The organism is Sulfitobacter sp. PM12 (assembly GCF_045586035.1).
Classification (GTDB): Bacteria; Pseudomonadota; Alphaproteobacteria; order Rhodobacterales; family Rhodobacteraceae; genus Sulfitobacter; species Sulfitobacter pontiacus.
The window spans coordinates 2963646-2990638 of sequence record NZ_CP151529.1 but is presented as its reverse complement, the minus strand read 5'-3'; the positions used below and the strand labels follow the sequence as shown (position 1 = coordinate 2990638).

Sequence of the window (26993 nt, the reverse complement as noted above, 5' to 3'; positions counted from 1 at the left end):
GGGGGCCGCGTCGGGTCTTGGATTATTCAGCGGCAGTCTGTGTCAGACGTTTGGTGAACAGCGCGCTGCCTGCGAAATCGCGCAGGGTTTTCGCGGCGGCGAGCACGGCCAGATCCACCAGCGGCTCGATCAGGATGACCATCATATAGGCCCCGCCAAAGCTGGCCACAGCGGCGATGTTGCTGGCGGCAAAGCCCTGACCGTAGATGGCCCAGAAGGCGACCCAGCCCACAACGCCCGCCTGAAACGCGGTCGACAGCTTGAGCGCTTGAACATAGGTCAGATCAACATAGGCGGTGTTGGGCGCGATGATGCGTTTGGCCAGCGCCGAGACCATGAACAAGGGCACCAGCAGCGTGGTGACGTTCATCGTGTATTGCGGCAGGTCGATGGGGGCAAAGAACACGCCCTGCGCCAGCAGACCAAGCGCCAGACCCGCAGCCGCAGGGGCCACGCCGAACAGCAAGAACAGGGTCGACCCGAGGATCAGGTGCACTTCGCTCACGCCCACGGGGAAATGCGGGAAGACCTGAAAAAAGACAAAGGTCAGCGCGGTGGCCACCATGGCCCCGCCCGCAAAAGGCACGACGCCTTTCTCACGGACAGAGTCCATTGCGGTTTTCGCGGTATAGGCCGCAGCACCGGCGGCGGTGCCATAGGACAGGACCAGCTTGGCGCCGGTCACGACTTCGGGTTCGATATGCATATTCAGGTCTCCTTACCGTCTTCCCCGACGGCATAATGTGAAAGCCGCCCCGGGGGGCAGCCAGTTGGATCGGGGATCATCCCCATGACGGCAGGTCTCCTGACTTTGTGCGTCCATGCGTGCCGCGCCTTCCCAGGCGGTCTGGCCCAGTGGCAATGCGGGTTGCTCTTCACTTACAGGTGCGGGGGCAGTTCCGGATTTGGCACCTTTGCTTTGGCACCGCACCGTATTCCCTTTTCACCCCGATTGCCCGAAGGCGCACGGGGAACCGTCCGGAATAGGTGGTCATTTTCGGGCCGGTTTTGTCAAGTCATCTATTCGGTCAAAGGCCCGTAAAGGATCAGCGCAGGCGCTGACGTTGCGGGATCCAGCGGCAGATGGGCAAGGCTTTCCACGGTGTGGCGGCTCAGCTTTTGATCGGGGGTCGATACCGCCTCTGCTAGCAGGGCAGGGGTGGAGGGCGGCAAGCCCGCCTCGATCAGCCGCGCGGCGAAACCCGCAAAGGTGCGGCGGCCCATGTAGACGACCGTGGTCGCCGTAGGGTCGGCCAGCGCCGCCATGTTCAGATCTTCGGGCAAGGCCCCCGATTCGCCGTGGCCGGTGATGAATTGCACCCGCCGCGCGGTCAGCCGCCGGGTCAGCGGGATCATCGCCGCCGCCGCCGCCGAAGACGCCGCCGTCACACCGGGGATGATCTCGAAGGCGACGCCAGCCGCTTTCAGCGCGGTCAGCTCTTCTTCAAGCCGGCCAAACACGCCCGCGTCCCCGCTTTTGAGCCGCACCACCCGCGCGCCGGTCAATGCGTGTTCGACCAGCAGGCGGCTCACGTGATCCTGCTTCGGAGACAGCCGTCCGGCGCGTTTGCCTACCCCGATCAGATCCGCCTCGGGCGAGACATGTTCAAGGATCGGACCCGCCGACAGATCGTCGAACAGCACGACTTCGGCCTCTTGCAACCGCTTTACCGCCTTCACGGTCAGCAGCTCGGGATCACCCGGACCGGAGGAGACGAAAGAGACAAAACCGCTCATGACGCCCCCGCAATCAGGTGAAAGAAGGTGCCCGTCGCATGGCCCCGGCGCGAGCCTGTCTCGGGCACTTCGGCCCCATTAGCATCGACCACCCGCGCCAGCGGCGTGTCTGGTTGCGACAGGATGGTAGAATAGTGGAATTCATGCCCGCGCAACCGCGCGCCCGCGTCATAGCCGGGGCCGGGTTCGTTCAGCGTGGCAAGCCGGTAGCCCAGATGCATCTTGCGCTTCTCATAGCTGGTTTCCAGCCCCAGCAGCCCCGCCATCTGGTGCCGCACGCCTTCCTTGTCGACCAAACCGGCCCCCATCGCCATATACCCCCCGCATTCCCCATGCACCGGGCGCGTCGTGGCGAATTGTTGCAGGCTGTCGCGGAACTGCGCGGCAGCGGCAAGGCGTCCGGCATGCAGTTCGGGATAGCCACCGGGCAGCCAGCAGATGTCGGCGCTGTCGTCCGGTGCCTCATCCGCCAGCGGCGAGAAGGGCAACACCTGCGCACCCGCGGCGATCCAGTGGTCCAGCAAATGCGGATAGATGAACGAAAACGCGGCGTCCTTGGCCAAAGCGATCCGTTGCCCGGGGGGCGGGGGCAACACATCTGGCCCGTCGGGAATACTGCGCCCTTGGGCGGCAGAGACGATCAGATCAAGATCGATATGCTGCGCGATGAAATCACCTGCCGCATCCAGCAGCTTCATCAGCTCGGGCTGCTCCTCGGCCTGCACCAGACCCAAGTGGCGTTCCGGCAGCGTGACCGATCCCTGTCGGGGCAGCGCGCCCAGAACGGGGATGCCGACCTGCTCCATCCCCAGACGCAGCAGCGCCTCGTGACGGGGGCTGGCGACCTTGTTCAGCACCACACCCGCGACATGCACATCCGGGCGCATCGTCTTGAACCCAAGGGCGGTGGCCGCAGCCGATTGCGCCTGACCCGATACATCCAGCAGCAACACCACCGGCCAGCCCGTCATGGCAGAGATATCGGCGCTCGCCCCGTTCGAGGTTTCCCCCGGTTGCGCCACACCATCGAACAGCCCCATTGACCCTTCGATCAGGGCCAGATCGCCGCCATGGGCGGTGCCGATCAGATTGCACAACACGCCCGAGCCCATGGCCCAGCTATCGATATTATAGGACGACCGCCCGCAGGCCGCGCGGTGAAAGCCGGGGTCGATGTAATCCGGCCCGCTCTTGAACGGGCGCACGTCGACGCCGCGACGGCTGAGCGCGTTCAACAGGCCCAACATCAAGGTGGTCTTGCCCGTGCCCGACGCCGGGGCCGAAATCATCAGGCCCTTGGGCAGTTGCGTTGTCTCGATCATTCTGTGCCCTCGGGAAAGCGCGGCTCTGTGCCCACGGGGCGGAAGCGGCGGTCGTAATCGCCCGCGTACAGACAGCTTTCGCGGAACTCCTCTGCCGTCAGTGCGCGGCCCACAAGGATCAGCGCCGTGCGCCCGCGTTCGCCGTCGGTGGCGTCAATCACGCTGCCTAAGGTCGCCCGCACCACCCGTTGATCCGGCCAGCTGGCGCGCCAGACGATGGCGACGGGGCAGTCCTCTCCGTAATGAGGGGTGAGCCGCGCGACCACATCATCCAGCACATGCACCGACAGGTGGATCGCCAGCGTGGCACCCGTGGCGGCAAAATTCTCGAGCGTTTCACCCTCGGGCATGGCTGACGCCCGCCCAGATGTCCGAGTGAGAACAAGCGACTGCGCCACACCGGGCAGCGTCAGCTCGTTCCCCAAAGCGGCGGCGGCAGCGGCAAAGGCGGGCACGCCGGGGGTGATGTCATAGTCGATGTCCAGCTCGCGCAAGCGGCGCAGCTGCTCGCCCATGGCGGACCAGACCGATAGATCACCCGAATGAAGCCGCGCCACATCCTGCCCCGCATCATCTGCGGCCTTGATCTCTGCCATGATCTCGTCCAGCGACAGCGACGCGGTGTTCACGATCTTCGCATCCGCAGGGCAGTAGGACAGCAGCTCAGACGGGACCAACGATCCGGCATACAGACACACAGGGCAGGCCGCGATCAGGTCGCGCCCCCGCAGGGTCAGCAGATCAGGGGCACCGGGGCCCGCGCCGATAAAGTGAACAGTCATGGGGCAATTCCTTCCGCGATAGCTACGGTGGCCATGCCATTGGGGCTGGTCACACGCAAGGTCGTCAATTTGGCACCGCGACCGGCAACGCGCAATGCGGCGGCCTCGGCAAGTGATCCGGTCCCGAACCGCGCCTGCACGCGCGGCGACACGGTACGCGTCGGGATGTCTGCGATATCGGCTTCCGACAGTTCGATCAGCGGCAATCCCAGACTATCGGCAAAACGCCGTAGCGCCGGCGTCACCTTGATCGCGAGGGTCGCGAGCGTGTCCGGCCTGCGCCGCGTCAACGCAAGGGCCGCGTGTAAATCCGCCTCGGTCGCATCCGCGCGCAATCCTATGCCCGCGACGATCATCGGGTCACGCTCCATTGCAGTTGCGGGCGGCTGGGGTGCCAGCCCTGCATGGTCCCCAAGGGGGCCGCCTGTGCCAGATCGATCCGCAGCAATTGCCCGCCGTGCGTCCCTTGCCAGCGGATCAGCAAGGCTTGGGTTTCAAGTGCCACCGCATTCGCCACCAGCCGCGTGCCCGGCGTGATCCTGCGCCAGATCGCCTGCAACACTTCTTCTGACGCGCCACCCCCCAGAAAAACCGCAGCGGGCAGGGGCAGATCGGCCAGCGCATCGGGCGCCGTGCCCTGCACGCAGCGCATCCGACCCCCCAGCCCAAAGCGGCGGGCGTTCTCGGTGATATTATCGCAGCGGCTTTCGCGCGGCTCGATTGCAATGGACTGCGCTTGCGGCGCGGCCAGACACCATTCAACAGAGACAGAGCCCGACCCGCCCCCCACATCCCACAGCAGCTCCCCCGCGCGGGGGGCCAGCGCGGCCAGCGTCAACGCGCGCATGGGTGATTTGGTGATCTGGCTGTCATGGGCAAAAAGCGCCTCGGGCCGTCCAGGCGCGTGGCTGATCCCAGCCCCCCCCGACACCGCAATCGCCACCACCACAGGGGCGGCGACGCCGTCCAGGTCAAACGTCGCGGCATCGGCCGCGCGCGCGATTTCACGCGGACCGCCAAGCGCCTCCATCACCGTCAGGCGGGACGCGCCGAAACCCTGCGCGGTCAGATAATCTGCCAGCGCCGTAGGGGCCGCTCCATCGCGCAACGTGCAGATCAGCCGCGCACCTGCCGCCAGATGGGGCAGCAATACCTCGAACGGGGCCGCATGCAGGCCAAGGGTCGTGACCTCCTCCAACCGCCAGCCAAGCCGCGCAGCCGCCAGCGTCATGCAGGACGGCGCGGGAAAGCAGCGCCATTCCGACGGGTCCAGCACCTGCGCCAGCGAACCGCCCACGCCGTGCCAGAAAGGATCACCCGAGGCGAGCACCACCACCGCACGCCCGCGATGTTCCAACACCGGCGCTACGCTGAACGGCAACGGCCATTCCCGCCCCCGCGCGCCCGCGTCACAAAGCGCCAGATGCCGCGCCCCGCCAAAGATCACATCGGCCTCTGCCAGCGCCTTTCGGCTTGCATCGGTCAGCCCGCCAAGGCCATCTTCGCCCAGACCAATCAGGGTCACCCAGGCAGCAACAGGATCAGCCATGACGCGCACCCTCATTCTTGGCGGCACGACAGAGGCCTCCAGCCTCGCGCGCGCGCTGGCCGACCGTGGCGATGATGCGCTGTTCAGCTATGCCGGACGCACGGCGGCCCCCGTGGCGCAGCCCTTGCCCACCCGCGTAGGTGGCTTTGGCGGCGTGGCCGGATTGCTGGCGTTTATCGCGCAGAACCATATCACCCGCGTGATCGACGCGACCCATCCCTTCGCCGCACAGATGAGCCGTAACGCCCATGCAGCCAGCACGCAGGCAGGCATCCCGCTGGCCGCTTTTGAGCGTGCCCCGTGGGCCGAGACTGCCGCCGACAATTGGACCCATCTGCCAAGTATCGAAGCCGCCGCCGCATCCCTGCCGCAGGTGCCGACGCGGGTCTTTCTGGCCATCGGCAAGCAGGCGCTGTCCGTCTTTGCCAACCATCCGCAGCACCATTATCTGCTGCGGCTGGTGGACCAGCCCGCCGCGCCGCTGCCCTTGCCGCATACGACCGTGACTCTCGCCCGCGGACCCTTCGACGTGGCCGGAGACATCGCCCTGCTGCGCGACCACGGGACCAAGCTGATCATCGCCAAGAACGCCGGCGGCACGGGGGCCGAGGCCAAGCTTATCGCCGCGCGCGAATTGGGGCTGCGGGTGCTGATGATCCAGCGCCCCGCGGTGCCCCCTCGCACCACATTTGCGCGGCTCGACGATATCTTGGCGTGGCTTGATCATACGACGGACCGTGGCGTGTAGATATGTGTCCCGACGCGGCGGGTATCGGCGTTACCGACGATCACGACCGTGCGCATATCGGCCATCTCTGGCGTCGCTTCGGCCAGCGTGACGGTGCGCAATGTCTCGTCCGGGTGGCTGACGTTGCGCGCGAAAGAGATCAAGGTCTCCGGCCCGCAGGCCTTTCGCAGAATATCAAGCGCGGTGGCGAACTGATGCGGCCGCGAGGCCGACCGCGGGTTGTAGAACGCCATGGCAAACCCCGCTTCCCCCGCCAGCCGCAGCCGTTTTTCGATCAGCGACCAGGGTTTCAGATTGTCCGACAGGTTGATCGCGCAGAAATCATGCCCCAACGGTGCCCCCAACCGCGCCGCCGCCGCGAGCATCGCGGTGATGCCGGGCAGGACGCCTATATCGATTGCCAGCCAGTCTTCCGGGCCGTTCTCCAACGCCTCGAACAGGGCAGAGGCCATGGCAAAGACCCCCGGATCGCCCGAAGACACCACCACCACACGCCGCTCCGCCGCCGCCATTTCAAGCGCATGTGCGGCGCGGTCCAGCTCTACCCGGTTGTCACTTTCATGCAGGGTCAGCCCGTCGCGCGGGGCAATCCGGCGCACATAGGGGATGTAGCCGACAATATCGGTCGCCGCGTCCACGGTGGCGCGCACCTCTGGCGTGACCAGCGCCTCGTCTCCGGGGCCAAGGCCGACAACGCGCACCCAACCGGTCATGGTCGCCGCCCCTGACCATGCACGATCGCGATCGAGAAATAGGGCACGTCGGCCGGAACTTCCGTCAGCTTTTGCACCGTCTGCCCCGCCATCGTGCCTTTCTCGACCAGCCATGCGTCCTGCAAGCGGCCCGCCTTGGTCAGCGCACGCTTCAACTTATCGAGGTTGCGCCCGATCTTCATCACCACCAGCGCGTCGGTATTGGCGGCCCGCGTGGCCAGCTCTTCCTCGTCCAGCGTGGCCATGAGCACGGTCAGTACATCATCGCCCCAGGTGATCGGATGCCCCGTGGCCGTCCAGCAGCCCGACATGCCGGTGATGCCGGGCACGATCTCGACCTCGGCGCGGCCCTGAAGGCGGCTGTGCAGATGCATGAACGACCCGTAAAAGAACGGGTCCCCTTCACAAAGCACGATCACATCTTCACTCTGCGCGAGGTCAGTCAGACGCTCGGCCCAATCGTCGTAGAAGGCCGACAGCAGACGGTTATACTCGGGATCGCTGAAGTGGATCTCTGTCGTGACGGGGTATTCCATCGCGTGTTCCACCGCCGTCTGGGCCATGATGCCGTCCACGATGGTGCGGGCCTGCCCGCGCCGTCCGGGTTTGCGGAAAAACGCGACGTGCTGCGCGCCGGTCAGCAAACGGTGCGCCTTGACGCTCATCAATTCGGGATCGCCGGGGCCAAGCCCGATGCAAATGACCTTGCCCATCGTTATTCCTTCCACGTGGCCAGCGCGTTCACCGCCGCCACTGTAATCGCCGAACCGCCCAAACGCCCCTGCACGATCATCGACGGCACGGGCAAATCCTGCATCAACGCCTCTTTCGATTCCGCCGCGCCGACAAAGCCGACGGGGCAGCCGATGATGGCCGCAGGGCGCGGGCAGTCGGGATCTTCGAGCATATTGAGCAGGTGGAACAGCGCCGTGGGCGCGTTGCCGATCGCCACCAAAGCCCCTGCCAGATGTGGCCGCCACAGTTCAAGCGCTGCGGCAGAGCGTGTGTTGCCCATCTGCTGCGCCAGCTCTGGCACCTTGGGGTCGCGCAGGGTGCAGATGATCTGGTTGTCAGCGGGCAGACGCGTGCGGGTGATTCCTTCGGACACCATATGCGCATCACACAGGATCGGCGCACCGTCCGCCAGCGCCGCCCGTGCAATCTGCGCCATGTTTTCAGAAAACTGTACGTGCTTTTCCAGCCCGACCAGACCGGCGGCGTGGATCATCCGAACGGCGACACGCTCTTCATCGGGGGTGAACCGCGCCAGATCGGCCTCGGCGCGGATGGTGGCAAAGCTTTCCAGATAGATCGCGGCACCGTTGGTCTCGTAGGTGTGGGGCACTCAAAGCCTCCTGTCTTGAATTTGGGTCACTGTCAGGGGCGCGCTTTGCGGCGGATCGCCTGCGCGCCCGTGGCGGATAAGGGTGAAATGCCCGTCATGGCTGGCGGTCAGCGTGACGGGGGCAGGGGCGGGATGGGCGCAGCCTTTGGCACAGCCCGAGATATGGATCGTGTCGTCGCTGTCTGGCGAGAGATGCGCGGCAATGGCGCGGGCGGCATCGCGGGTGTCCGACAAAGCCTGACGGCAGCCGGGGGCACCGGTGCAGACCTGCACACGGCGGCGCGGATCGCGGGCGTCGGTGATGAAATCGGGCAGCGGAGCTGATGGGGTGCCCCCTTCCATCAACACCATGCGCCAAGGGGTCAGCCGCAGGGCGCCAAGCTCCGCCAGCTGCGCAAAGCTTTCCGCCGTGGTCTGGCCAAATGCAAACCCGAGAAGTGTGCCTTGCGGGGTCACACCGGGCTCAGGGACGGGCGCAGCGGGCAGGGGGGCGGTATCAGAGCCCACCGGAGCCCCCCGCGTCGCGATATGCGCCGCCATGCGCCCCCTTCCGTCGGTCACGCCACCGGTGTCCAGAAACCAGCGGGCCAGCGTCAGTGCGGCATCTGCGGCAGTCTCGACGCATACCAGTTGGCCCACCTCTGCCCCGTCCGCCCGGCAGATCAGGCCAGCAGCACTACGTTCGATCCGGATATCGGCAGAGGTGCGCGTCAGCACAGGCCGCGCTCCGCAATCGATCGCAAAGCCGAACTTGCTGGGCAGGTCGGGCGCGTCTTCGCTGGAAAGCGCATGGGCCAGTGCTTGCGCCACGCGGTGGCTGTCGTCCCCATCCTGCCAGAACGGCGTCACGGTGATATTGCGCCGCGCCTCTGCCGCCAGATCGGCATCGACAAGGCCAATCTCGCGCAGCCCGTCGACCAATGCGGCATGGCTATCCGTTGTCACCCCGCGCAGTTGCAGGTTCGCGCGGGCCGACAGGTCGATCATCCCGTTGCCATGGGTGCGCGCCAGCGTGGCAACGCGGCGGATTTGGACAGGGCTCAGCCGCCCCATCGGCACACGCAGCCGCACCACCAGCCCGTCGCCCGACATCATCGGCCGCAGCGCACCGGGGCACCAGCCAAAGACCTGCGGCGCGCTCATGCGGGGGTGCCTAATTCGGCAAGGACAGAGTTGCGGCGCGATGTCCAAAGCCCCGCCCGGTGCAACGCATCAAACCGCGCGCGCAACGCAGCAAGCGCTTGTGGGTTGGCGTCCTGCATAAAGTCGACCAGATCATCGCGCCCCAGTGTCGCATCGAACATGGCGTCGAACAGATGGTCCGGCACAACGCCCGCCAGATGCGCAAAGGCGGCAAGGTGATCCAGCGTCGCGGCAATCTCGGCGGCACCGCGGAAACCATGCGCCATCATGCCTGTGGCCCAATCGGGGTTGGCGGCACGGGCGCGCACCACACGAGCGAGCTCCTCGGTCAGGGTGCGGGCACGAGGCAGGTCGGGGCGGGTGGCATCCAGATGGTACAGCGCGGCAGCCCCGCCCTTGCCCAAACGCTGCATCGCGGCGGCAAAGCCGGCCTCGTGTGCGGCGTAATCCTCTGCCATCAGCAGATCGGTCTCGGGCAGGTCTTGCAGGTGCACGAAACTATCGGCCCGCGTCAGCTGCGTCTCAAGCGCGTCGCGGGCATAGGTGATCTCTCCGCGCGCGTCGATCGCGTAGGACGACGCAGCCAGCCACGCCTCGCCCGCCGCTGTGCGCGCCTCGTCGGAATAGTCGTCCATCGCAGTGCCGATCCCCAAACCATAGGATCCCGGGCGCGGGCCAAAGACACGGGGGGTCTGCACCAGATAGGGGTTATCAGCAGCCGTTTCGGGACGCTCGGCCAGCTTGGCAATTGCCGTCTCGAACAGCTGCGCCAGACCGGGGAACATATCGCGGAACAGGCCCGACACCCGCAGGGTCACGTCAATGCGCGGACGGTTCAACAGCGCAAGCGGCAGAATGTCGAAACCGCTCACACGGTCGCTGCCGTCATCCCAGCGGGGGGACAGACCCGCCAGATGCAGCGCCATGGCAAACTCCTCGCCCGCCGTGCGGATGGTGGCAGAGCCCCACATGTCCATGACCAACCCCTTGGGCCAGTCGCCGTGATCCTGCAAATGCTTGCGCAACAATTCCTCGGCCAGCTTCACCCCTTGGGTATAGGCCGCACGCGAGGGCACGGCCCGTGGATCGGTGGTAAACAGGTTGCGCCCCGTGGGCCGCACATCGCTGCGCCCGCGATAGGGTGATCCCGACGGGCCAGGGGGCACAAACCGCGCCGAAAGCGCCGCGATCAGCCCGTCGATCTCACCCGTCCCATGATCGCCTGCGCCAAAGACATGCAGCCCGTCGCCATATTGCGTTTCCTTGATGTCGCAGACGAAGCGGTCGATGCGGGTCAACGCCTCTGCCGCGCTGGCGCTGGCATCAAGGCCGAGGTCCTGTTCAACCCCGCGGCCCTGCGCCTCGGCTCGGATGTCCGCGATCAGCCGGTCGCGCCGCGCAGGGTCCAGCCCGTCCGCGGTCGAGTATTCATCCAGCAGCCGTTCCAACCGTCCGAATGCATCGGGCAGTTTCGATGTCACCAAAGGGGGCGGCATATGGCCCACGGTCACGGCCCCGATACGGCGTTTGGCCTGCGCGGCCTCGCCGGGGTCATTGACGATAAAGGGATAGATCACCGGCATCGGGCCGATCAGCGCCTCGGGCCAGCAGGCGTCAGACAGGGCGACGGATTTGCCCGGCAGCCATTCCAGCGTGCCATGGGCCCCGACATGCACCATCGCATCCGCCTGCTGTTGCAGCCACAGATAGAAGGCGACATAGCCCGGGCGCGGCGTGCGGCTCAGGTCGTGATAGTCATCATCCCGTTCGGCCAGCGCCCCGCGTTCGGGCTGCAAGGCGACCAGCAGCTTGCCACTGCGCAGCGCCGGAAAACAGAACGCCCCGTCGTGAAACAGCGGATCATCCTGCGGCGCGCCCCAGCTTTCGGTCAGGTCATCGCGCAACGCCTGTGGCAGCTTTGCAAGCGCGGCCGCATACTCTGCCAGCGGCCAGCGGAGCGTTTCGGTGCCCAGACGGCTGGCAACCGTTTGCGTATCGGTAAAATCCCCCGCCTCCACGTCATAGCCCTGCGCCGCCAGCTGGGCCGTCATCTCCCGCAACGAAGCCAGCGCATCCAGCCCCAGCGCATGGGCCATGTTCCAGTCTTTGCCGGGGTAGGTGGACAGCACCACACCCACAGACTTTGCCGCGTTGTCTTGCACCCGTAGCTGGTGCAAGCGCTGCACGCGATCGGCGATGAAATCCACGCGGTTCGCGTCGGCGCGATGGGCGAAACGGCTGTATTGCAGCGCCTCGTCCCGTTTGCCGGGCTGTTTAAAGCTGACGACACCGCCGAACAGACGGCCATCCACCTCGGGCAAGACGACATGCATCGCCAGATCGGTAGGCGACAGCCCGCGCTCTGATCCGGCCCAATCGCGCCGACGCGCGGTCGATAGGGCGACCTGAACCACGGGGCAATCTGATGCGCCCAGAACGGATGGTTCATCCGGCCCGCGCTGGGCGGAGAAAGCGGTGGCGTTCACGATCACCGCCGGATCAAGCCGGGCGATCTGCTGCGCGATCCACGGCGCGGTGTCTCCCTTGAGGCTGGGCGCGAAGAGCCCCACGGCGTCAAAGCCACGCGCGTCGAGTGCGGTGATCAGCGCATCCACAGGATCGGTATCGGCAGCCGTCAAATAGGACCGGTAGAAGGTCACAATCGCGCGCGGCTTGTCGGAGGGTTCCGGCGCGGGGATCACGCCGGTGTGGGGGCGGTAGAACCCCGCCTCGGGCACGGTCTTGGCCCCTTTGGCCGGCCCCGCGTAAAGCCCCGCGGCCAGCGACAGCTGCGCCAGTGCCGCCTGCGCAGCCACCGCGCCGCCCGTATCGCACAGATGTTGCAAGCGTCTTAACGTCGAATGCGGCAGCGTCGACAGCGCGTCGAGCCGTGGGTCGGGTTGGCCGTCCGCAGGCAGCACCGCCAGCGCGATCTGCTGTTTGCGCGCCATATCCTGCAAGGTCGCAAGCCCGTAAGGCCAATAGCTTTCGCCCCCGATCAGCCGCACCAATACCGCCTTGGCCCCCGCAAGGGTCTGTTCGGCATAGGTATCGACCGACAACGGATGTTTCAGCGCGACCAGATTGGCCAGCCGCAACGACGGCAAGCCCCCTTCCGCACGATGCCAGCCCGCCGCGAAAGCCCCCAGATCACTGTCCGAAAAAGACAGCACCACCAGATCCGCCGGCGTCTGCCCTAGGTCTTGGGGCAGATCGCTTTGGTCCAGTCCGTGGCTTTCGCGAAAGACGACATGCATGGCGGCTTAGCCCTCCAGCACCGCGCGGATCGCGGCTTCGTTCACGTGATCATGTTCCGCGATCACAACCAGCTGGCTGCGGCGCGGCATGTCCCCCCAAGGGCGGTCGAACTGGCTGCGCACGCGTTCGCCCACGGCCTGCACCAGCAGACGCATCGGTTTGTCCTGAACGGCGATATAGCCTTTGACGCGCAGGATTTTCTGTTCGCGCGCCAAGCGCAACACGGCAGCCTCAAGCGTGGCGACATCGGCGACTTCGCCCATGTCGATCACCACGCTTTCAAAGTCGTCATGTTCGTGATCGTCATGCCCGTCGTGGTGGCTGGGGCGCGCGTCGATGTCATCTTCGGCGGCGGCTTCCAGACCCAGCACAACGCGGGGGTCGATCACGCCTTCGGTCATCGGAATGATCGGCAGCTTGCGCGGCGCATGCGCCTCGATCACCTTGCGCGCGGCCTCTACCCCGTCGGGGCCCGCCAGATCGGCCTTGGACAGCAGCACGATGTCGGCGCAGGCGATCTGGTCCTCGAAGACTTCGGACAAAGGCGTTTCATGGTCCAGACTGTCGTCAGCATCGCGTTGCGCGGCCACGGCCTCCAGATCGGGGGCGAACTGCCCGCTGACCACGGCTTCGGCATCGGCCAGGGTGATCACGCCGTCCACGGTGATGCGCGACCGGATCGCTGGCCAGTCAAACGCCTTGAGCAAGGGTTTGGGCAGCGCCAGCCCCGACGTCTCGATCAGGATGTGATCAGGCGTTTCGGGCAGGGCCATCAGGGCTTCGATGGTGGGGATAAAGTCATCGGCCACGGTGCAGCAGATACAGCCGTTTGCCAGCTCGACGATGTTCTCGGCGGGGCAATTGTCAATCGCGCAGGATTTCAGGATGTCGCCATCCACACCGGCGGTGCCGAATTCATTGACCAGCACGGCCAGACGCTTGGAGCCCGCGTTCTCCATCAGGTGACGGATAAAGGTGGTTTTGCCAGCGCCCAGAAAGCCGGTGATCACGGTAACGGGGATTTTGGTAAGGTTGGTCATTCGGTAGGCTCCTGTGGGGGAATGCGGGCGATGGATTGTTTGCGGAAGACCACGGGGCGTTCGCGCCAGGGCACCACGCCATCAGAGGTCTGGGCATAGGCAGAGACGCCCTTCACGATATCGGACAAATGCGCGTCAGTGTCGAGATCGCCGTACACATAAGTCCAGCGCGACGGGCCACCCGACAGGACCATCGAACAGCCCCGCGAACAGGCCGACAGACATTCGGCTCCGCGCAGCTGCACACCGTCGGGCAGATGCCCCGACAGCGCGTCAAACAGCTGTTGCCCGGGGCGCGGCGCGTCCTCGGCGGTGATCTGACCTGCGCGACAGGTGGTGCAGATGGTGACGGTGACCGGTTGATCCGTGGTGGTCATATCTTGCCTCATACGTCGATGGGCCAAGGGGGATCGCCAGCAGCGAACGACATGCGAACAGCGTTCTAGGCCAGTCGCGAAACACCCCGTTCGCCCGTTACAAACTATGCTGGCAGGTCTCCCGGCTTGCGGATCTAAGGCAGCTTGCCTTGCGAACCTTCACCTTCCCAGCCTGCGGGCCAGTGGTTGAAAGCTCTCTCCGGTCACGGTCGCGGGGGCGGCTGCGCTTGGCGCTGACCCAAGGCTGGATCAATGCGTATCGCGTTCCCTCTTCGCCTGTCTGGGACAGGAACCAACATACGCCCTGCATTGGTCATTTGCCCGCCCCTGTCAAGCTGCGCCTGTCATAACGCAGGGGTCAAACCCGCTTTGCGCGGATTTTCCCGATGGTGGCCAATGCGCAGGGGGCACCCGCGGATGCTTGACGGGATCACCGCAGGCTGACACCAAGGGCTGCACAAAAAACACGAGGTCCCGCCATGCCCACCCGCGCCATCATGATCCAGGGCACCGGATCGAATGTGGGGAAATCCATGCTGGTGGCGGGCCTGTGCCGCGCGGCCACGCGTCGGGGGCTTTCCGTCGCGCCGTTCAAGCCGCAGAACATGTCGAACAACGCCGCCGTCACCGAGGACGGCGGAGAGATCGGCCGCGCCCAGGCCCTGCAAGCGATTGCCTGCGGGCGGCCCCTGTCGGTGCATATGAACCCCATCCTGCTGAAGCCCGAAACCGACAGCGGGTCGCAGGTGATCGTGCAGGGGCAGCGCCATAGCACCCTGCAAGCGCGTGACTTCAGCAAGGCCCGCGCAGGGTTGATGGCTCCCGTGCTCGAAAGCTTCGGCATCCTCGGGCAAAGCGCCGATCTGATCATCGTCGAAGGCGCCGGCAGCCCGGCTGAGGTGAACCTGCGCCAGAACGACCTTGCCAATATGGGCTTTGCCCGCGCCGCAGGTGTACCCGTTGTCTTGGCCGGAGACATCAACCGTGGCGGCGTCATCGCCCAGATCGTGGGCACCCAAGTGGTGATGGACCCAAAGGACGCGGCGATGATCACCGGCTTTCTGGTCAACAAGTTCCGCGGCGATGTCAGCCTTTTTGACGACGGCTACCGCGAGATTGAACGCCGCACCGGCTGGACGGGGTTCGGCACATTGCCGTGGTTTGCCAACGCGCATCTGCTGCCCGCCGAAGACGCGGTGGACCTGTCGCGCGCCCCCTCCGACGGGGGGTTCCACATCGTCTGCCCCATGCTCTCGCGCATCTCGAACTTCGACGACCTCGACCCGCTGGCGGCGGAGCCGTCGGTGCGGCTGACCATGGTCCCCCCCGGCACGCCGCTGCCCGCGGACGCCGATCTGGTGATCCTGCCGGGCACGAAATCCACCCGCGGCGATCTGGCTTTCCTGCGCGCCCAAGGCTGGGACATCGACCTTTATGCTCATGTGCGGCGCGGCGGCGCGGTGCTGGGAATTTGCGGCGGCTACCAGATGCTGGGCCGGTTTATCGAGGATCCGCAGGGCTTCGAGGGCCCCGCAGGGCGCGAAGAGGGGCTGGGCCTGCTGGATGTCGAAACCCGTATGGCCCCGGATAAGACCCTGACCCGCGTCACCGCCGACCATGCCGCAACGGGCACGCAGATCGACGGCTATGAAATCCACATCGGTCAGACGGTGGGGGCCGATTGCGCCACACCCTTTGCGCATATCAACGGCATCCCCGACGGGGCAGGATCGCGCGATGGCAAGATCACCGGCACCTATCTGCACGGGCTCTTTACCAACGACAGTTTCCGCAGTGCCTGGTTGGCGCAACTGGGGCTGGGGGCAGGGCCGACCTCCTACAGTCAGACCGTGGAAGATACGCTCGACGCGCTGGCCGACCATATGGAAACCCATCTGGACGTGTCCGCCCTGCTGGCCTGTGCCGCACCGGTTGCATAACGCCCGCGCTGACCTTTGGTCACGATCACGACGCTTGCTTAATTTTGTGATCGCGGGGATACATGCCGTCAAATTTACGCAAAGGACCCTTTGTTATGGAACGTAACCTGACCCTCGTTGCGCTGTTCGCTGCCCTGATTGCAGCACTTGCGTTGATCCCGAAATTCTCGCTTGGCTTTGGCGTGCCGATCACGGCGCAAAGCTTGGGCATCATGCTTTGCGGGACCGTGCTGGGGGCCAAACGCGGCGCGCTGGCCGTGCTGCTCTTCTTGCTGCTGGTCGCTTTGGGGCTGCCGCTTCTGGCCGGTGGTAACGGTGGGCTGGGTGCCTTCATGCTGCCGTCCTCGGGCTTCCTGATCGGCTTCCCCGTGGCGGCTTTCGTCACCGGCCTGATCGTCGAAAAATGGTACGGGCCCTCGCTGACCATCGTTGCGGCGGTTGCTTCGGTCATCGGCGGGATCGTCGTGCTTTATATCTTCGGGATCATCGGCCTGTCGATCGCGCTGGATAAATCGCTGCTGGAATCCGCCGCGCTGGTGACCGTGTTCATTCCCGGCGACCTGATCAAAGCAGTGCTTGCAGGGTTTATCACCAGCGGTCTGGCCAAAGCGCGCCCTGCCAGCGTCCTGTCGCGCAGCTGATCCGACGCAAAGCCTGAAACAGCGAAAGCGCCCCTAGAGGGGGGCGCTTTTTTCGTTGCCAAGGCAGACGAAGCCTTACCCCCGCGCATAGACATCCTCGTAGCGGATAATATCGTCTTCGCCAAAATAGCTGCCGGTCTGCACCTCGATCAGCACCATAGGTAGTTTGCCGGGGTTCTCCATCCGGTGCACGGAGCCAAGCGGGATGTAGACTGACTGGTTCTCGCTGATTAATTTGATGGTATCGTCCACGGTCACTTTCGCGGTGCCTTCGACCACAATCCAATGTTCCGACCGGTGGTGATGGCTTTGCAGGCTCAGGGCAGCACCGGGGTTCACCACGATGCGTTTCACCTGAAACCGCCCGCCGATCACAAGGCTTTCATACCAGCCCCACGGGCGGTAATCGCGCGGCAGTTGGACCGCTTGGCTGGCATCCCGCCGTTTGAGCGCCTCAACCGCTTCCTTCACCCGCTGCGCTTGCGATTTATCCGCCACCAGCACCGCATCGCCCATAGCGACGGCGATGATATTGTCCAGCCCGATGCCGACCAGCTGCAACCCGTCGGTTTCAGACCGCAGCAGCGTGCCCGCACAGTCAATCGCGGTGGCATTGTCCGAACAGACATTTCCCGCCGCGTCAGGCCCGCTTTCCAGCCAGACCGCATCCCAACCGCCCAGATCGGACCATCCGGCGGCGAACGGCATCACCGCGAGGTTATCCGCCTTCTCCATGATCGCATAATCGATAGAGATATCATCGGCTTGCCCCCAAGCCTCGGGCGCGAGACGGGTCAGCCCCAGATCAGAGGTCGCCCCGTCAAGCGATGCGCGCACCGCGCGCACCATCTCGGGCGCGTGGGTCTGATAGGCGTCAATAATCGTCTGCGCCGTGAACAGGAAGATCCCGGCATTCCACAGAAAATTCCCCGCCTGCAGCATCCCCTGCGCCTGTGCGCGATCCGGCTTTTCGACAAAGCGCGCAAGGGGTTGCGGGGTTTTGGCACTCGCATCCGCCCCCTCGGCCAGCTCAAGATAGCCATAGCCCGTTTCGGCCCGCGTAGGCGTGATGCCAAAGGTCACCAGATCACCGGCCTGCGCGCGCGGCACCGCGGCCTGCACCGTCTGGGCAAAAGCATCGCAGTCGGGGATCACATGGTCCGACGGCGCGACCAGCATCAGCGCTTGCGCGTCAGTGCGCGCAATATACAGCGCCGCGGCAAGGATCGCAGGGGCGGTATTGCGCCCCTCCGGTTCGATCAGGATCGCCTGCGCCGCCCGTTCCACCTGCGCCAGTTGTTCGGTCACGATGAACCGGAACGGGTCGCCCGTCACCACAATCGGAGGGGCGAATCCGGGGCCGGTCAGACGCTTGGCCGAAATCTGGAACAGGCTTTCATCCCCCATCAGCTTGGCAAACTGTTTGGGGTAGCATTTGCGCGACAGGGGCCAAAGACGTGTGCCCGACCCGCCGCAAAGGAGAATAGCGTGCATCATGAGAGGCAGTTAATCTGAAAAATTCTAACGAGAGATTAATCAAATACTTTAGATTTAGCTGCGCAGGTGATCCTGTCGCAAAAACCAATCATACGTCTCGCGCAGCCCGTCTTTCAGATCGATCCGCGCGCGCCACCCCATTTTCGCCAGACACGAGACATCCATCAGCTTGCGCATCGTCCCGTCTGGCTTTGACGTGTCAAACACCAGCCGCCCTTTGAACCCCGTTACCTCGGCCACCATCCCCGCCAGCGCCGCGATGCTGATGTCGCAGCCCGTTCCGACATTGATATGGCTCAACATTGGTTGCGTATTGGCCGCGTACACGTCATGCGGCAGGTCCAACACAAACAGCGACGCTGCCGCCATATCGTCCACATGCAGGAATTCCCGCATCGGTTTGCCGCTGCCCCAAATCACAACCTCCGCCGCCCCGTCGCGCGTGGCCTCGTGGAAACGACGGATCAGGGCGGGCAAAACATGGCTGTTTTGCGGATGAAAATTATCCCCCGGCCCATAGAGATTCGTTGGCATCGCACTGCGATAATCCACGCCATATTGCCGATTATAACTTTCGCAAAGTTTAATGCCCGCGATCTTGGCGATGGCGTAGGGCTCGTTCGTGGGCTCAAGCGGGCCGGTCAGCAGGGCATTTTCGGCCATCGGCTGCGCCGCGTCACGCGGATAGATGCATGAACTGCCCAGTTGCAGCAGCTGTTGAACACCAGCGGCAAACGCATGATGGATCACATTACATTCGATCATCAGGTTTTCGTAAATAAACTCAGCGGGATATGTGTTGTTCGCCATGATCCCGCCAACCTTGGCCGCGGCGAGGATCACCACATCCGGCGCCTCAGAACGCATAAAGTCACGCACCGCCGCTTGATCGGTCAGGTCCAGTTCTGCACGGGTCCGCGTCACCAGTTCCAACGCCTCCCCAGCGTCCTTGCGCGCCTGCAACTGCCGCAAGATCGCCCCGCCGACCATGCCGCGATGCCCAGCGATATAGATCTTCCGCATGGGCCTACCCGTTCTCGAGCGGGATCGGCAGATCCAGCCCGTGCTCTTTCAACAACGCATGCCGCCGTGCGACCTTGAGGTCATTCGCCACCATCTCTGCACACATCTCTTGCGCGGTGATTTGCGGTTCCCACCCGAGCTTCTTCTTCGCCTTCGCCGGCGAGCCCAACAGCGTCTCCACCTCGGCGGGGCGGAAATACTGCGGATCAATGCGCATCACCACATCGCCGGGGCTGACCGCGGGGGCATCCTCCCCAATGACGCTATCGACAACAGCATATTCATCCACGCCCGTGCCTTCAAACCGCAGGCTGATCCCAAGCTCTGCCGCCGACCACGTGATGAACTGGCGCACGGAATACTGCACGCCGGTGGCGATCACGAAATCGTCTGGCACGTCCTGCTGCAGCATCATCCACTGCATGCGCACATAATCCTTGGCGTGTCCCCAATCGCGCAGCGCGTCGAGGTTGCCCATATAAAGACACGCCTCCAACCCCTGCGCGATATTGGCCAAGCCGCGCGTGATCTTGCGCGTGACAAAGGTTTCGCCACGGCGGGAGCTTTCGTGGTTAAAAAGGATGCCGTTGCAGGCATAGATCCCATAGGCGGCGCGATAATTAACTGTGATCCAATAGGCGTACATCTTGGCAACCGCATAGGGGCTGCGCGGGTGAAAGGGTGTTTCCTCCGTCTGTGGTGTCTCTTGGACCAAGCCATACAGCTCAGAAGTTGATGCTTGGTAAAAGCGGGTCTTTTTTTCCAACCCCAGAAACCGGATCGCCTCTAGCAACCGCAGGGCCCCGTTGGCGTTCACCTCTGTCGTATATTCGGGCGTCTCGAAACTGACCGCGACATGGCTTTGCGCGCCAAGGTTATAGACCTCGTCCGGCTGCACCTCGCGCATGATCCGCGTCAGGTTCGAACTGTCGGTAAGATCGCCATAATGCAGGATCAGATCGGGGTCATCCTCGTGAGGGTCTTGATAAATATGATCAATCCGCTGCGTATTAAGAGATGACGACCGCCGCTTGATCCCGTGCACCTCGTATCCTTTGTCCAGCAACAACTCCGCCAGATAGGACCCGTCTTGACCGGTGATACCGGTGATCAGCGCGCGTTTTACCATCAGGGCCCCTAAACGAAAAATGTGCCTGCCCGAGGGGGCAGACACATCTGTATTTACTCAACTTAGAGGATTCTGGCGAGTCTTGATGCAATCAGAAGGTTTGGTCGTAGTCGCCAACCTCCGGCTCTGTCCGGATCACCGCGTCCAGATCGGCAAAGATTGCGCGCAATTCTTCCTCGGATTCAGAGCTTTCGCAGACCACCACAAGGTTCGGCGTGTTCGAAGAGGCGCGCACCAGCCCCCAGCTGCCGTTGTCCAGGATCACCCGCGCGCCATTCACGGCCACGACCTCTTTCACGGGGCGGCCGCCCAATTCGGTCACGTCTTTCAACTTGGCGACGATCCGGTCGAGGATATCGTATTTGTCCTCATCCGACGCATAGGGCGACATGGTGGGGGTGGAATATGTGTGGGGCAGGGCGCGGCGCAGGTCCGACATCTTCATGGCGGGGTTGCGGTCCATCAGTTTGCAGACCTCGACCGCGACGCGCATGCCGCAGTCATAGCCACGCCCGATGGGTTCAGCCAGGAAGTAGTGGCCGGATTTCTCGAACCCCGCCAGCGCACCCAACTGTTTGACCCGCCGTTTCATGTGGCTGTGGCCGGTTTTCCAATAGTCCGCCGTAACGCCATTGGCCTGCAAAACAGGGTCAGAGGCATAAAGCCCGGTCGATTTCACATCGGCGACAAAGGTGCTGTTGGGGTAAATCGCAGACAGATCGCGCGCCATGATGACGCCCATCTTGTCGGCGAAAATCTCTTCGCCCTCGTCATCCACCACGCCGCAGCGGTCGCCGTCGCCGTCAAACCCAAGCGCGAAATCCGCGCCCGAGGCTTTCACGCTGTCGGACATATCATGCAGCATTTCCATTGCTTCGGGGTTCGGGTTGTAATGCGGGAACGTGTAATCCAGCGTGTTGTGGCTATCGACCACCTCGACCCCCAGACGGCTGAACAGTTCGGGTGCAAAGGCGGCCGCGGTGCCGTTCCCCGTGGCGCAGACGACCTTGAGCTTGCGGGTCATTTTGAAGTCACCCACCAGATCATCCAGATAGGCTTCGCGCACGCCATCGACGAATTCATACTTGCCGCCTTCGCGCTGTTCGCCACGCCCTTCCAGAACGATATCGCGCAGCTCTGCCATCTCGTCGGGGCCGTGTGTCAGCGGGCGTTCAAAGCCCATCTTCACGCCGGTCCAGCCATTGGGGTTATGCGAGGCGGTGACCATCGCCACCGCTGGCGCATCCAGATGGAATTGCGCGAAATAGGCCATGGGCGACAGGCAGGGGCCGATATCCTTAACGTGAATACCCGCCTGCATCAGGCCCAAAATCAGCGCATTTTTAATCGATAGGGAATAGTCGCGGTAATCATTGCCCACAGCGATAACGGGCTCGATCCCGCGCTGTTGCATCTGCGTGCCCAGACCAAGGCCAAGCGCGGTGATGCCCGGCAGGTTGATCGCCTCGGGGTACTGCCAGCGCGCGTCATATTCGCGAAAACCGGTGGGGGCGATCATGGGGTCGCGCAGAAATTCCCATGTGTTCGGCGTGACTTTGGGCAACGGCTTGGTCATGAAATATCCTGATCTATCAGCGTTAAAATACTGCCCTCTTCGATAGAAGGAATGCGTGCAGGGATCAACTGACAGCAAGGGCGCGGGACGGTTTGTTGCCGACGGGGCGGCAAGGTGCCGGTCAAACAACCGGCAGTGCCTGCGAATGGTTCCCAAAGAAAACGCCCCGCCCTTTTGCAAAAGGACGGGGCGGATAGGTCGCGATGCTGTGGTGCCTTAGCCGATGATGGCGTTCAACGTGGCCGAGGGGCGCATCACCGCTTCGGTCTTGGCGGGGTCCGAATGGAAGTACCCGCCCAGATCGACAGGCTTGCCCTGAACCTCTGCCAGCTCGGCCATGATCTTGTCCTCATTCGCCGCCAGTTTTTCGGCGATGGGGGCAAAATGTTCGGCCAATGCGGCGTCGTCGCTCTGGCTGGCCAGCGCCTGTGCCCAATAGAGGGCAAAGTAATAGTGGCTGGCGCGGTTGTCCGGCTCGCCCACTTTACGCGATGGCGACTTGTTGTTGTCCAGAATGCCCTGGGTCGCAGCGTCTACGGCTTTGCCCAGGACGGCGGCCTTGGCATTGTCCTTCTGGTCCGCGAGGAACTTGAGGCTTTCCCCAAGCGCACAGAACTCGCCCAGGCTGTCCCACCGCAGGTGGTTTTCTTCAACAAGCTGCTGCACGTGCTTGGGGGCAGACCCGCCGGCACCCGTTTCAAACAAGCCACCGCCCTGCATCAGCTTGACGATCGACAGCATCTTGGCCGAGGTGCCCAGTTCCAGAATGGGGAACAGGTCGGTCAGATAGTCGCGCAGCACGTTGCCGGTGATCGCGATCGAATTCTCGCCCTTACGGATTGTCTCAAGCGTCTGGCGCGTGGCCTTGGCGGGGGACATGATCTGGAACTTGTCGGCCACGCCCTTGGCTTCAAGGATCGGCGTTACGTAGGCGATCAGCTCTGCGTCATGGGCGCGGTTCTCGTCCAGCCAGAAGATCGCCTCGCAGCCTTCGGCTTTCTGACGGTCGATGGCCAGCTGCACCCAGTCCTCGATCGGGGCCTTGCGGGCCGAGGCCGCGCGCCAGATGTCGTTCGCCTCGACGCTGTGCTCGGAAATCACGTCGCCATTGGCGGCGATCATTTTCACGGTGCCATCCGCGGGGATCTCGAAGGTGGTGGGGTGCGACCCGTATTCCTCGGCTTTTTGCGCCATCAAACCGATGTTCTGCACTGTGCCCGAGGTCGTCGGGTCCAGCGCGCCGGTTTCCTTGAAGTAATTAATGCTTTCTTCATAGACAGGGGCATATGAGTTGTCAGGGATCACGCAGTTGGTGTCGTGTTCCTTGTTGTCGGGGCCCCAGCCCTTGCCGCCAGCGCGGATCAGCGCGGGCATGGACGCGTCGATAATCACGTCGGATGGCACGTGCAGGTTGGTGATCCCTTTGTCCGAATTCACCATATACATCGGCGGGCGTGCATCCATCGCGTCTTTGACGGCTTGGGTGATTTCGGCATTGTCCTTGATCCGCTCCATCATGTCGCCGATGCCTGCGTTCGGGTTCACACCCGCCGCTTTCAGCGCGTCACCGTATTTGTCAAAGACGGGCTTCAGATATTCCCGCACAGCGTGGCCAAAGATGATCGGGTCCGACACTTTCATCATCGTCGCTTTCATGTGCAACGAGAACAGCGTGCCGTCTTTCTTGGTCTCTTCGATCTGCTCCGCCAGGAATGTGTCCAGCGCCTTGGCAGACATGAAGGTGGTGTCGACGACAGTGCCCGCGGGGAAAGAAACGCCATCCTTCAACACGGTCTCGGTCCCGTCGGCGGCAACATGCACGATCTTGGCGGCACCAGCCTGCGCCTCGGTCAGCGTCAGGGATTTCTCGTTCGAGAAGAAATCACCGCCCGACATCGACGATACTTTGGTTTTGCTGTCCTTGGACCATGTGCCCATCGAATGGGGGTTCGCCATCGCGTATTTCTTGACCGCATTGGCCGCGCGACGGTCCGAGTTGCCTTCGCGCAGAACGGGGTTCACCGCAGAGCCCTTGATCGCGTCATAGGCCGCGCGGGCTTTCTTTTCCGCGTCGGTGCTTGGCGCTTCGGGATAGTCGGGCAGCGCATAGCCCTGACCCTGCAATTCCTTGATCGCGGCCACCAGCTGCGGCACCGAGGCAGAGATATTCGGCAGCTTGATCACATTGGCGTCGGGCGTTTTCACCAGATCGCCCAGGATCGCCAGATCGTCGGATTGTTTTTGCGCCTCGGTCAGCGCGTCGGGGAAGGCCGCCAGAATACGCCCCGACAAAGAGATATCACGGGTGCCCACAGAAACCCCTGCCGCATCGGCAAAGCTGCGGATGATCGGCAGCAGCGAATAGCTTGCCAGTTCGGGGGCCTCATCGACCTGCGTGTAAATGATGTCGGGTGTCTGTGTCTCAGCCATGGTATCCAGCCTTTCCTGAAGTTTGGTATGCGATAGTACACTTAGTTTGAAATATCCACCTCCCCCGCGTCGCGAAGGTCGCGAAACTGCGGCCAGCGGCGGCGAAACGCGCAGGGCGATGCCCAAGCCACCACATAGCGCCCCCCGCAGCATTGCAAAACGAATCACTCACCTCTCCTTGGGTCGAGCGGGGTTGATACCGTTAACGCTCACACACGCGGTAAGTGCGGGCAATGAACCCATACCGTGTCACGCTGCTTATTTGTTCAACCATCAGGGGGATGTGCCCTCTGGTAACAGGTGATTCGGTGCAATTCTTGGTCGCAAACCAAAGCCGATGTCGCTAAGCGCACCCAAATCCCGAGGCAACGAACTGGTTTACTTTGATTTTTGATAAAGTTTGCGAAAAATGCTGAAGCGCCGCAATAATAACAGTCGCGGGGCATGTGTGACCACTGCCGGACCGCGCAACGCGCAGGTCATGCACCTTGATGGCCTGATCAGAGGGACCGGGGTGTCATGACGGACCGAAAGGAAGACGGCACAAGCAAGGATGGTCGCGTCGCCCGCGGCGAGATCACCCGCGAACGCGTGCTCGACGCGGCAGAGCGTTGCTTCGCCGAGCTTGGCTTTGATGCGGTCAGCATCCGCCGGATCGCGCGCGAAGCCGAAGTCACGCTGGGGGTGGTCGGCTTTCACGGGGGTACAAAGCAAGAGCTTTTCGTGACCGTGCTGAAACGGCGGGTCGAAACGCTCAACGCCATGCGCATGGCGCGGCTCGATGCGCTCAAATCGACGGAGCGGCTCACGCTGGAGACGCTGATCGATGCCTATGTCACCCCGTATCTCGAAATCGCCTCGCGCGGGGATCCGCAATGGCGGGCCTATGCGCAGCTGGTGGCGCGGATCATGTCTGACGAACGCTATTACCGCGAGGCAGGGCCGCTTTATGATCGCGTCGCCTCTATCTACCTTGATGAAATGGCGCGTCTGCGTCCTGATGCCGACCGTGAACAGCTTGCCGCTGTGCTGTCGCTGACCGTGTCCTCGATGGTGTCTATCGTCGCAAGTGGCATCCGCATTGCGGGCCTGTCGCAAAGTGATCGGCGCGAAAGCCCTATGGTGTATCGCCCGCTCTTGCTTGATTTTTGTGTGGGTGGCGTTCTGCGCGCGCTTGAGCCAAAGTGCTAGGCAACTCAACGCGATAAAAGGCCCCACGTCATGAAATCCTATCCCAAAGTCTGGTTCCTGCGGCACGGTGAAACCGAATGGAACGCAGAAGGGAGGGTGCAGGGCCAGACCGAATCCGTGCTCTCCGAACGGGGCAGGGTCCATGCGCAGCAGCAGGCCAAGCTGATGGCCCCGATCCTTGCGCATAACCCGCCCTGCATCGTGTCGCCGCTCAAACGCACGCGCCAGACCGCCGATATCGCGCTTGGCGGGCGGGACTACCAGACCGACGATCGCCTGAAAGAGATTTTCGCCGGCGATTGGGAAGGCCACCTGCGCGCCGATATCTTCAAGAACCTGCCCGAAGGCATCACGGCGCAAAGCCCCCATATGGAATTCTATTGTGCCGCTCCCGGTGGCGAAGGCTTTGACGTGTTTCAGGCGCGGGTGAATGCCTTTGTCGACACGCTGACCGAGCCCACCGTCGTGGTCGCTCACGGGCTTAGCGGCCAGCTTTTGCGCGGTGCGCTCTGCGGGTTGAGCCGCGCCGAGCTGGGCCAGTTGTCAAACCGGCAGGGCTGCGTCTATGTGCTTGAAAACGGGCAGGAAACGGTGCTGTCGGTTGACTGACACGACCTCGATGATGCCCCCCTGCACCGTGGCCGTCATCGGCTGCGGGTTGATCGGTGCAAGCTGGGCCGCGCTGTTCCAGCACGCAGGCCACACCGTCCGCGCGTGGGACCCTGACACAGGTGCCCGCGACGGTTTCGCCGCCCGCGTCGCGGGCCCCTTGGCGCAACTGCAAGAAATCTCGGCAGGGGCGGCCCCCCAAGGCGCGCTTTCAACCCACGAGAGTTTGCAAGACGCCCTGCACGACGTTGTGATGATCCAGGAAAACGCGCCCGAGAACGTGCCGCTGAAACACCAGCTTTACGCACAGATAGAAGCTATCGTCGCGCCGGATGTGATCATTGCCTCCAGCACCTCGGCGCACCCGTGGTCGGATCTTGTGCCGGGGATGCAGCACCCCGACCGGCTGATCACCGCACATCCCTTCAATCCGCCCCATCTGGTGCCGCTGGTCGAAGTCTACGGCCCCGATCCTCAGGTGCTCGACTGGGCCGAAGGGTTCTACCGCAGCCTCGGCTCTGCGCCCGTGCGGCTGAAAAAAGATGCGGTTGGGCATATCGCCAACCGGCTGTCCTCGGCGCTCTGGCGCGAGGCGGTGCATATCGTCGCCGAGGGCATCGCGGATGTCGACGCGGTGGATCAGGCGCTGGTCAACGGCCCGGGGCTGCGCTGGTCGGTGCTGGGGGCGCATATGGCCTATCACCTTGGCGGGGGTGCCGGGGGCATGGCGGGCTATCTGGCCCATCTCGGGCCAAGCCAGCAGAAACGTTGGGATAATCTCGGCGCGCCTACGCTCGACGCCGAGACATGCGCGCGTCTGGTCGACGGGGTGAACATTGAGGCCGCAGGCCGCAGCATCGCCCAGCTAGAGGCCGAACGCGACGCCGCCCTGATCGAACTTGCACAGATGCGCAAACGGCTGGCGGATCGGAAAGCCTGAGGC

Annotated in this window: 24 protein-coding genes and 2 riboswitches; of the genes, 6 read left to right on the top strand and 18 right to left on the bottom strand. The window is 63.6% G+C overall.

Annotated elements, in window-relative coordinates:
* Window positions 1–22: 22 nt before the first annotated feature.
* The 6 genes from AADW22_RS14780 to cbiE form a co-directional block, all read right to left on the bottom strand.
* The gene (locus tag AADW22_RS14780; RefSeq protein WP_009825407.1) at window positions 23–706 is read right to left on the bottom strand and encodes an energy-coupling factor ABC transporter permease; all 684 of its coding nucleotides are present in this window, start codon (window positions 704–706) and stop codon (window positions 23–25) included.
* Between the two features lie 71 nt (window positions 707–777).
* A riboswitch (cobalamin riboswitch) is annotated at window positions 778–994 on the bottom strand.
* Between the two features lie 26 nt (window positions 995–1020).
* Window positions 1021–1737: a uroporphyrinogen-III C-methyltransferase gene (gene cobA, locus AADW22_RS14775; protein WP_009825406.1), complete on the bottom strand. Its 717-nt coding sequence runs from the start codon at window positions 1735–1737 to the stop codon at window positions 1021–1023.
* Window positions 1734–3059: a cobyrinate a,c-diamide synthase gene (locus AADW22_RS14770; RefSeq protein ID WP_009825405.1), complete on the bottom strand. Its 1326-nt coding sequence runs from the start codon at window positions 3057–3059 to the stop codon at window positions 1734–1736. Before AADW22_RS14770 ends, cobA begins: the two co-directional genes overlap by 4 nt.
* Window positions 3056–3841, bottom strand: a complete 786-nt coding sequence (gene cobM, locus AADW22_RS14765) for a precorrin-4 C(11)-methyltransferase (protein ID WP_037941160.1) — start codon at window positions 3839–3841, stop codon at window positions 3056–3058. Before cobM ends, AADW22_RS14770 begins: the two co-directional genes overlap by 4 nt.
* On the bottom strand, window positions 3838–4197 hold the full coding sequence (locus AADW22_RS14760; protein ID WP_005850087.1) for a cobalamin biosynthesis protein: 360 nt from the start codon (window positions 4195–4197) through the stop codon (window positions 3838–3840). The genes cobM and AADW22_RS14760 overlap by 4 nt, the downstream gene beginning before the upstream one ends.
* Window positions 4194–5390 carry a precorrin-6y C5,15-methyltransferase (decarboxylating) subunit CbiE gene (gene cbiE, locus AADW22_RS14755; RefSeq protein ID WP_407473975.1) on the bottom strand — a complete coding sequence of 399 codons (1197 nt, stop codon included), beginning with the start codon at window positions 5388–5390 and terminating at the stop codon, window positions 4194–4196. Before cbiE ends, AADW22_RS14760 begins: the two co-directional genes overlap by 4 nt.
* On the opposite strand from cbiE, the gene AADW22_RS14750 reads away from it, so the two are divergent.
* Window positions 5389–6138 carry a cobalt-precorrin-6A reductase gene (locus AADW22_RS14750; RefSeq protein ID WP_288959665.1) on the top strand — a complete coding sequence of 250 codons (750 nt, stop codon included), beginning with the start codon at window positions 5389–5391 and terminating at the stop codon, window positions 6136–6138. The genes cbiE and AADW22_RS14750 overlap by 2 nt on opposite strands.
* Here AADW22_RS14750 and cobJ read toward each other — a convergent pair.
* From cobJ to AADW22_RS14715, 7 genes are read right to left on the bottom strand one after another with little or no spacing between them, the layout of a single operon-like run.
* Entirely contained in the window at window positions 6114–6851 is a 738-nt protein-coding gene (cobJ, locus tag AADW22_RS14745) for a precorrin-3B C(17)-methyltransferase (RefSeq protein WP_407473974.1), read from the bottom strand. The two genes, AADW22_RS14750 and cobJ, sit on opposite strands and share 25 nt — an antisense overlap.
* A complete protein-coding gene (locus AADW22_RS14740) occupies window positions 6848–7564 on the bottom strand; it encodes a precorrin-2 C(20)-methyltransferase (RefSeq protein WP_407473973.1) in 717 nt (238 codons plus the stop codon). Before AADW22_RS14740 ends, cobJ begins: the two co-directional genes overlap by 4 nt.
* A gap of 2 nt (window positions 7565–7566) precedes the next feature.
* The gene (locus AADW22_RS14735; RefSeq protein ID WP_005850082.1) at window positions 7567–8196 is read right to left on the bottom strand and encodes a precorrin-8X methylmutase; all 630 of its coding nucleotides are present in this window, start codon (window positions 8194–8196) and stop codon (window positions 7567–7569) included.
* Window positions 8197–9339 carry a precorrin-3B synthase gene (gene cobG, locus AADW22_RS14730; RefSeq protein WP_407473972.1) on the bottom strand — a complete coding sequence of 381 codons (1143 nt, stop codon included), beginning with the start codon at window positions 9337–9339 and terminating at the stop codon, window positions 8197–8199.
* The gene (gene cobN / locus AADW22_RS14725) at window positions 9336–12596 is read right to left on the bottom strand and encodes a cobaltochelatase subunit CobN (protein ID WP_407473971.1); all 3261 of its coding nucleotides are present in this window, start codon (window positions 12594–12596) and stop codon (window positions 9336–9338) included. Before cobN ends, cobG begins: the two co-directional genes overlap by 4 nt.
* Window positions 12597–12602: 6 nt before the next feature.
* A complete protein-coding gene (cobW, locus tag AADW22_RS14720) occupies window positions 12603–13637 on the bottom strand; it encodes a cobalamin biosynthesis protein CobW (RefSeq protein ID WP_009825395.1) in 1035 nt (344 codons plus the stop codon).
* The gene (locus tag AADW22_RS14715; RefSeq protein ID WP_005850076.1) at window positions 13634–14014 is read right to left on the bottom strand and encodes a DUF1636 domain-containing protein; all 381 of its coding nucleotides are present in this window, start codon (window positions 14012–14014) and stop codon (window positions 13634–13636) included. The genes cobW and AADW22_RS14715 overlap by 4 nt, the downstream gene beginning before the upstream one ends.
* Window positions 14015–14107: 93 nt before the next feature.
* Window positions 14108–14326: riboswitch (cobalamin riboswitch) on the bottom strand.
* 167 nt (window positions 14327–14493) lie between these two features.
* On the opposite strand from AADW22_RS14715, the gene AADW22_RS14710 reads away from it, so the two are divergent.
* The gene (locus AADW22_RS14710) at window positions 14494–15954 is read left to right on the top strand and encodes a cobyric acid synthase (protein WP_407473970.1); all 1461 of its coding nucleotides are present in this window, start codon (window positions 14494–14496) and stop codon (window positions 15952–15954) included.
* A 95-nt stretch (window positions 15955–16049) separates the two neighbouring features.
* Complete coding sequence (locus tag AADW22_RS14705) at window positions 16050–16595, top strand: biotin transporter BioY (RefSeq protein WP_009825393.1); 546 nt, start codon at window positions 16050–16052, stop codon at window positions 16593–16595.
* A gap of 75 nt (window positions 16596–16670) precedes the next feature.
* On the opposite strand, the gene AADW22_RS14700 is transcribed toward AADW22_RS14705, so the two are convergent.
* The 5 genes from AADW22_RS14700 to AADW22_RS14680 all read right to left on the bottom strand — a co-directional run bounded on the left by AADW22_RS14700 (window position 16671) and on the right by AADW22_RS14680 (window position 24250).
* On the bottom strand, window positions 16671–18092 hold the full coding sequence (locus AADW22_RS14700; protein WP_407473969.1) for a mannose-1-phosphate guanylyltransferase/mannose-6-phosphate isomerase: 1422 nt from the start codon (window positions 18090–18092) through the stop codon (window positions 16671–16673).
* Window positions 18093–18146: 54 nt separating this feature from the next.
* The gene (locus AADW22_RS14695; RefSeq protein WP_407473968.1) at window positions 18147–19115 is read right to left on the bottom strand and encodes a GDP-L-fucose synthase family protein; all 969 of its coding nucleotides are present in this window, start codon (window positions 19113–19115) and stop codon (window positions 18147–18149) included.
* 4 nt (window positions 19116–19119) lie between these two features.
* Window positions 19120–20244 carry a GDP-mannose 4,6-dehydratase gene (gmd, locus tag AADW22_RS14690; RefSeq protein WP_407473967.1) on the bottom strand — a complete coding sequence of 375 codons (1125 nt, stop codon included), beginning with the start codon at window positions 20242–20244 and terminating at the stop codon, window positions 19120–19122.
* 91 nt (window positions 20245–20335) lie between these two features.
* Window positions 20336–21820, bottom strand: a complete 1485-nt coding sequence (locus tag AADW22_RS14685; protein WP_037941183.1) for a phosphomannomutase/phosphoglucomutase — start codon at window positions 21818–21820, stop codon at window positions 20336–20338.
* Between the two features lie 216 nt (window positions 21821–22036).
* Complete coding sequence (locus AADW22_RS14680) at window positions 22037–24250, bottom strand: NADP-dependent isocitrate dehydrogenase (protein ID WP_407473966.1); 2214 nt, start codon at window positions 24248–24250, stop codon at window positions 22037–22039.
* Between the two features lie 519 nt (window positions 24251–24769).
* On the opposite strand from AADW22_RS14680, the gene AADW22_RS14675 reads away from it, so the two are divergent.
* The 3 genes from AADW22_RS14675 to AADW22_RS14665 are packed head-to-tail and all read left to right on the top strand — an operon-like array spanning window position 24770 to window position 26990.
* Window positions 24770–25441: a TetR/AcrR family transcriptional regulator gene (locus tag AADW22_RS14675; protein WP_005850058.1), complete on the top strand. Its 672-nt coding sequence runs from the start codon at window positions 24770–24772 to the stop codon at window positions 25439–25441.
* Between the two features lie 30 nt (window positions 25442–25471).
* Complete coding sequence (locus tag AADW22_RS14670; RefSeq protein ID WP_037941190.1) at window positions 25472–26050, top strand: histidine phosphatase family protein; 579 nt, start codon at window positions 25472–25474, stop codon at window positions 26048–26050.
* The gene (locus AADW22_RS14665) at window positions 26043–26990 is read left to right on the top strand and encodes a 3-hydroxyacyl-CoA dehydrogenase NAD-binding domain-containing protein (RefSeq protein ID WP_407473965.1); all 948 of its coding nucleotides are present in this window, start codon (window positions 26043–26045) and stop codon (window positions 26988–26990) included. Before AADW22_RS14670 ends, AADW22_RS14665 begins: the two co-directional genes overlap by 8 nt.
* Window positions 26991–26993 lie beyond the last annotated feature (3 nt).

Coding starts and splice junctions, on each gene's coding strand:
- AADW22_RS14685 (WP_037941183.1), bottom strand. CDS start 21,820: ATGACCAAGCCGTTGCCCAAAGTCACGCCGAACACATGGGAATTTCTG.
- AADW22_RS14770 (WP_009825405.1), bottom strand. CDS start 3,059: ATGATCGAGACAACGCAACTGCCCAAGGGCCTGATGATTTCGGCCCCG.
- AADW22_RS14760 (WP_005850087.1), bottom strand. CDS start 4,197: ATGATCGTCGCGGGCATAGGATTGCGCGCGGATGCGACCGAGGCGGAT.
- AADW22_RS14740 (WP_407473973.1), bottom strand. CDS start 7,564: ATGGGCAAGGTCATTTGCATCGGGCTTGGCCCCGGCGATCCCGAATTG.
- AADW22_RS14670 (WP_037941190.1), top strand. CDS start 25,472: ATGAAATCCTATCCCAAAGTCTGGTTCCTGCGGCACGGTGAAACCGAA.
- AADW22_RS14705 (WP_009825393.1), top strand. CDS start 16,050: ATGGAACGTAACCTGACCCTCGTTGCGCTGTTCGCTGCCCTGATTGCA.
- gmd (WP_407473967.1), bottom strand. CDS start 20,244: ATGGTAAAACGCGCGCTGATCACCGGTATCACCGGTCAAGACGGGTCC.
- AADW22_RS14700 (WP_407473969.1), bottom strand. CDS start 18,092: ATGATGCACGCTATTCTCCTTTGCGGCGGGTCGGGCACACGTCTTTGG.
- AADW22_RS14675 (WP_005850058.1), top strand. CDS start 24,770: ATGACGGACCGAAAGGAAGACGGCACAAGCAAGGATGGTCGCGTCGCC.
- cobJ (WP_407473974.1), bottom strand. CDS start 6,851: ATGACCGGTTGGGTGCGCGTTGTCGGCCTTGGCCCCGGAGACGAGGCG.
- cobA (WP_009825406.1), bottom strand. CDS start 1,737: ATGAGCGGTTTTGTCTCTTTCGTCTCCTCCGGTCCGGGTGATCCCGAG.
- AADW22_RS14750 (WP_288959665.1), top strand. CDS start 5,389: ATGACGCGCACCCTCATTCTTGGCGGCACGACAGAGGCCTCCAGCCTC.
- AADW22_RS14695 (WP_407473968.1), bottom strand. CDS start 19,115: ATGCGGAAGATCTATATCGCTGGGCATCGCGGCATGGTCGGCGGGGCG.
- AADW22_RS14780 (WP_009825407.1), bottom strand. CDS start 706: ATGCATATCGAACCCGAAGTCGTGACCGGCGCCAAGCTGGTCCTGTCC.
- cbiE (WP_407473975.1), bottom strand. CDS start 5,390: ATGGCTGATCCTGTTGCTGCCTGGGTGACCCTGATTGGTCTGGGCGAA.
- AADW22_RS14715 (WP_005850076.1), bottom strand. CDS start 14,014: ATGACCACCACGGATCAACCGGTCACCGTCACCATCTGCACCACCTGT.
- cobM (WP_037941160.1), bottom strand. CDS start 3,841: ATGACTGTTCACTTTATCGGCGCGGGCCCCGGTGCCCCTGATCTGCTG.
- AADW22_RS14710 (WP_407473970.1), top strand. CDS start 14,494: ATGCCCACCCGCGCCATCATGATCCAGGGCACCGGATCGAATGTGGGG.
- cobW (WP_009825395.1), bottom strand. CDS start 13,637: ATGACCAACCTTACCAAAATCCCCGTTACCGTGATCACCGGCTTTCTG.
- cobN (WP_407473971.1), bottom strand. CDS start 12,596: ATGCATGTCGTCTTTCGCGAAAGCCACGGACTGGACCAAAGCGATCTG.
- cobG (WP_407473972.1), bottom strand. CDS start 9,339: ATGAGCGCGCCGCAGGTCTTTGGCTGGTGCCCCGGTGCGCTGCGGCCG.
- AADW22_RS14680 (WP_407473966.1), bottom strand. CDS start 24,250: ATGGCTGAGACACAGACACCCGACATCATTTACACGCAGGTCGATGAG.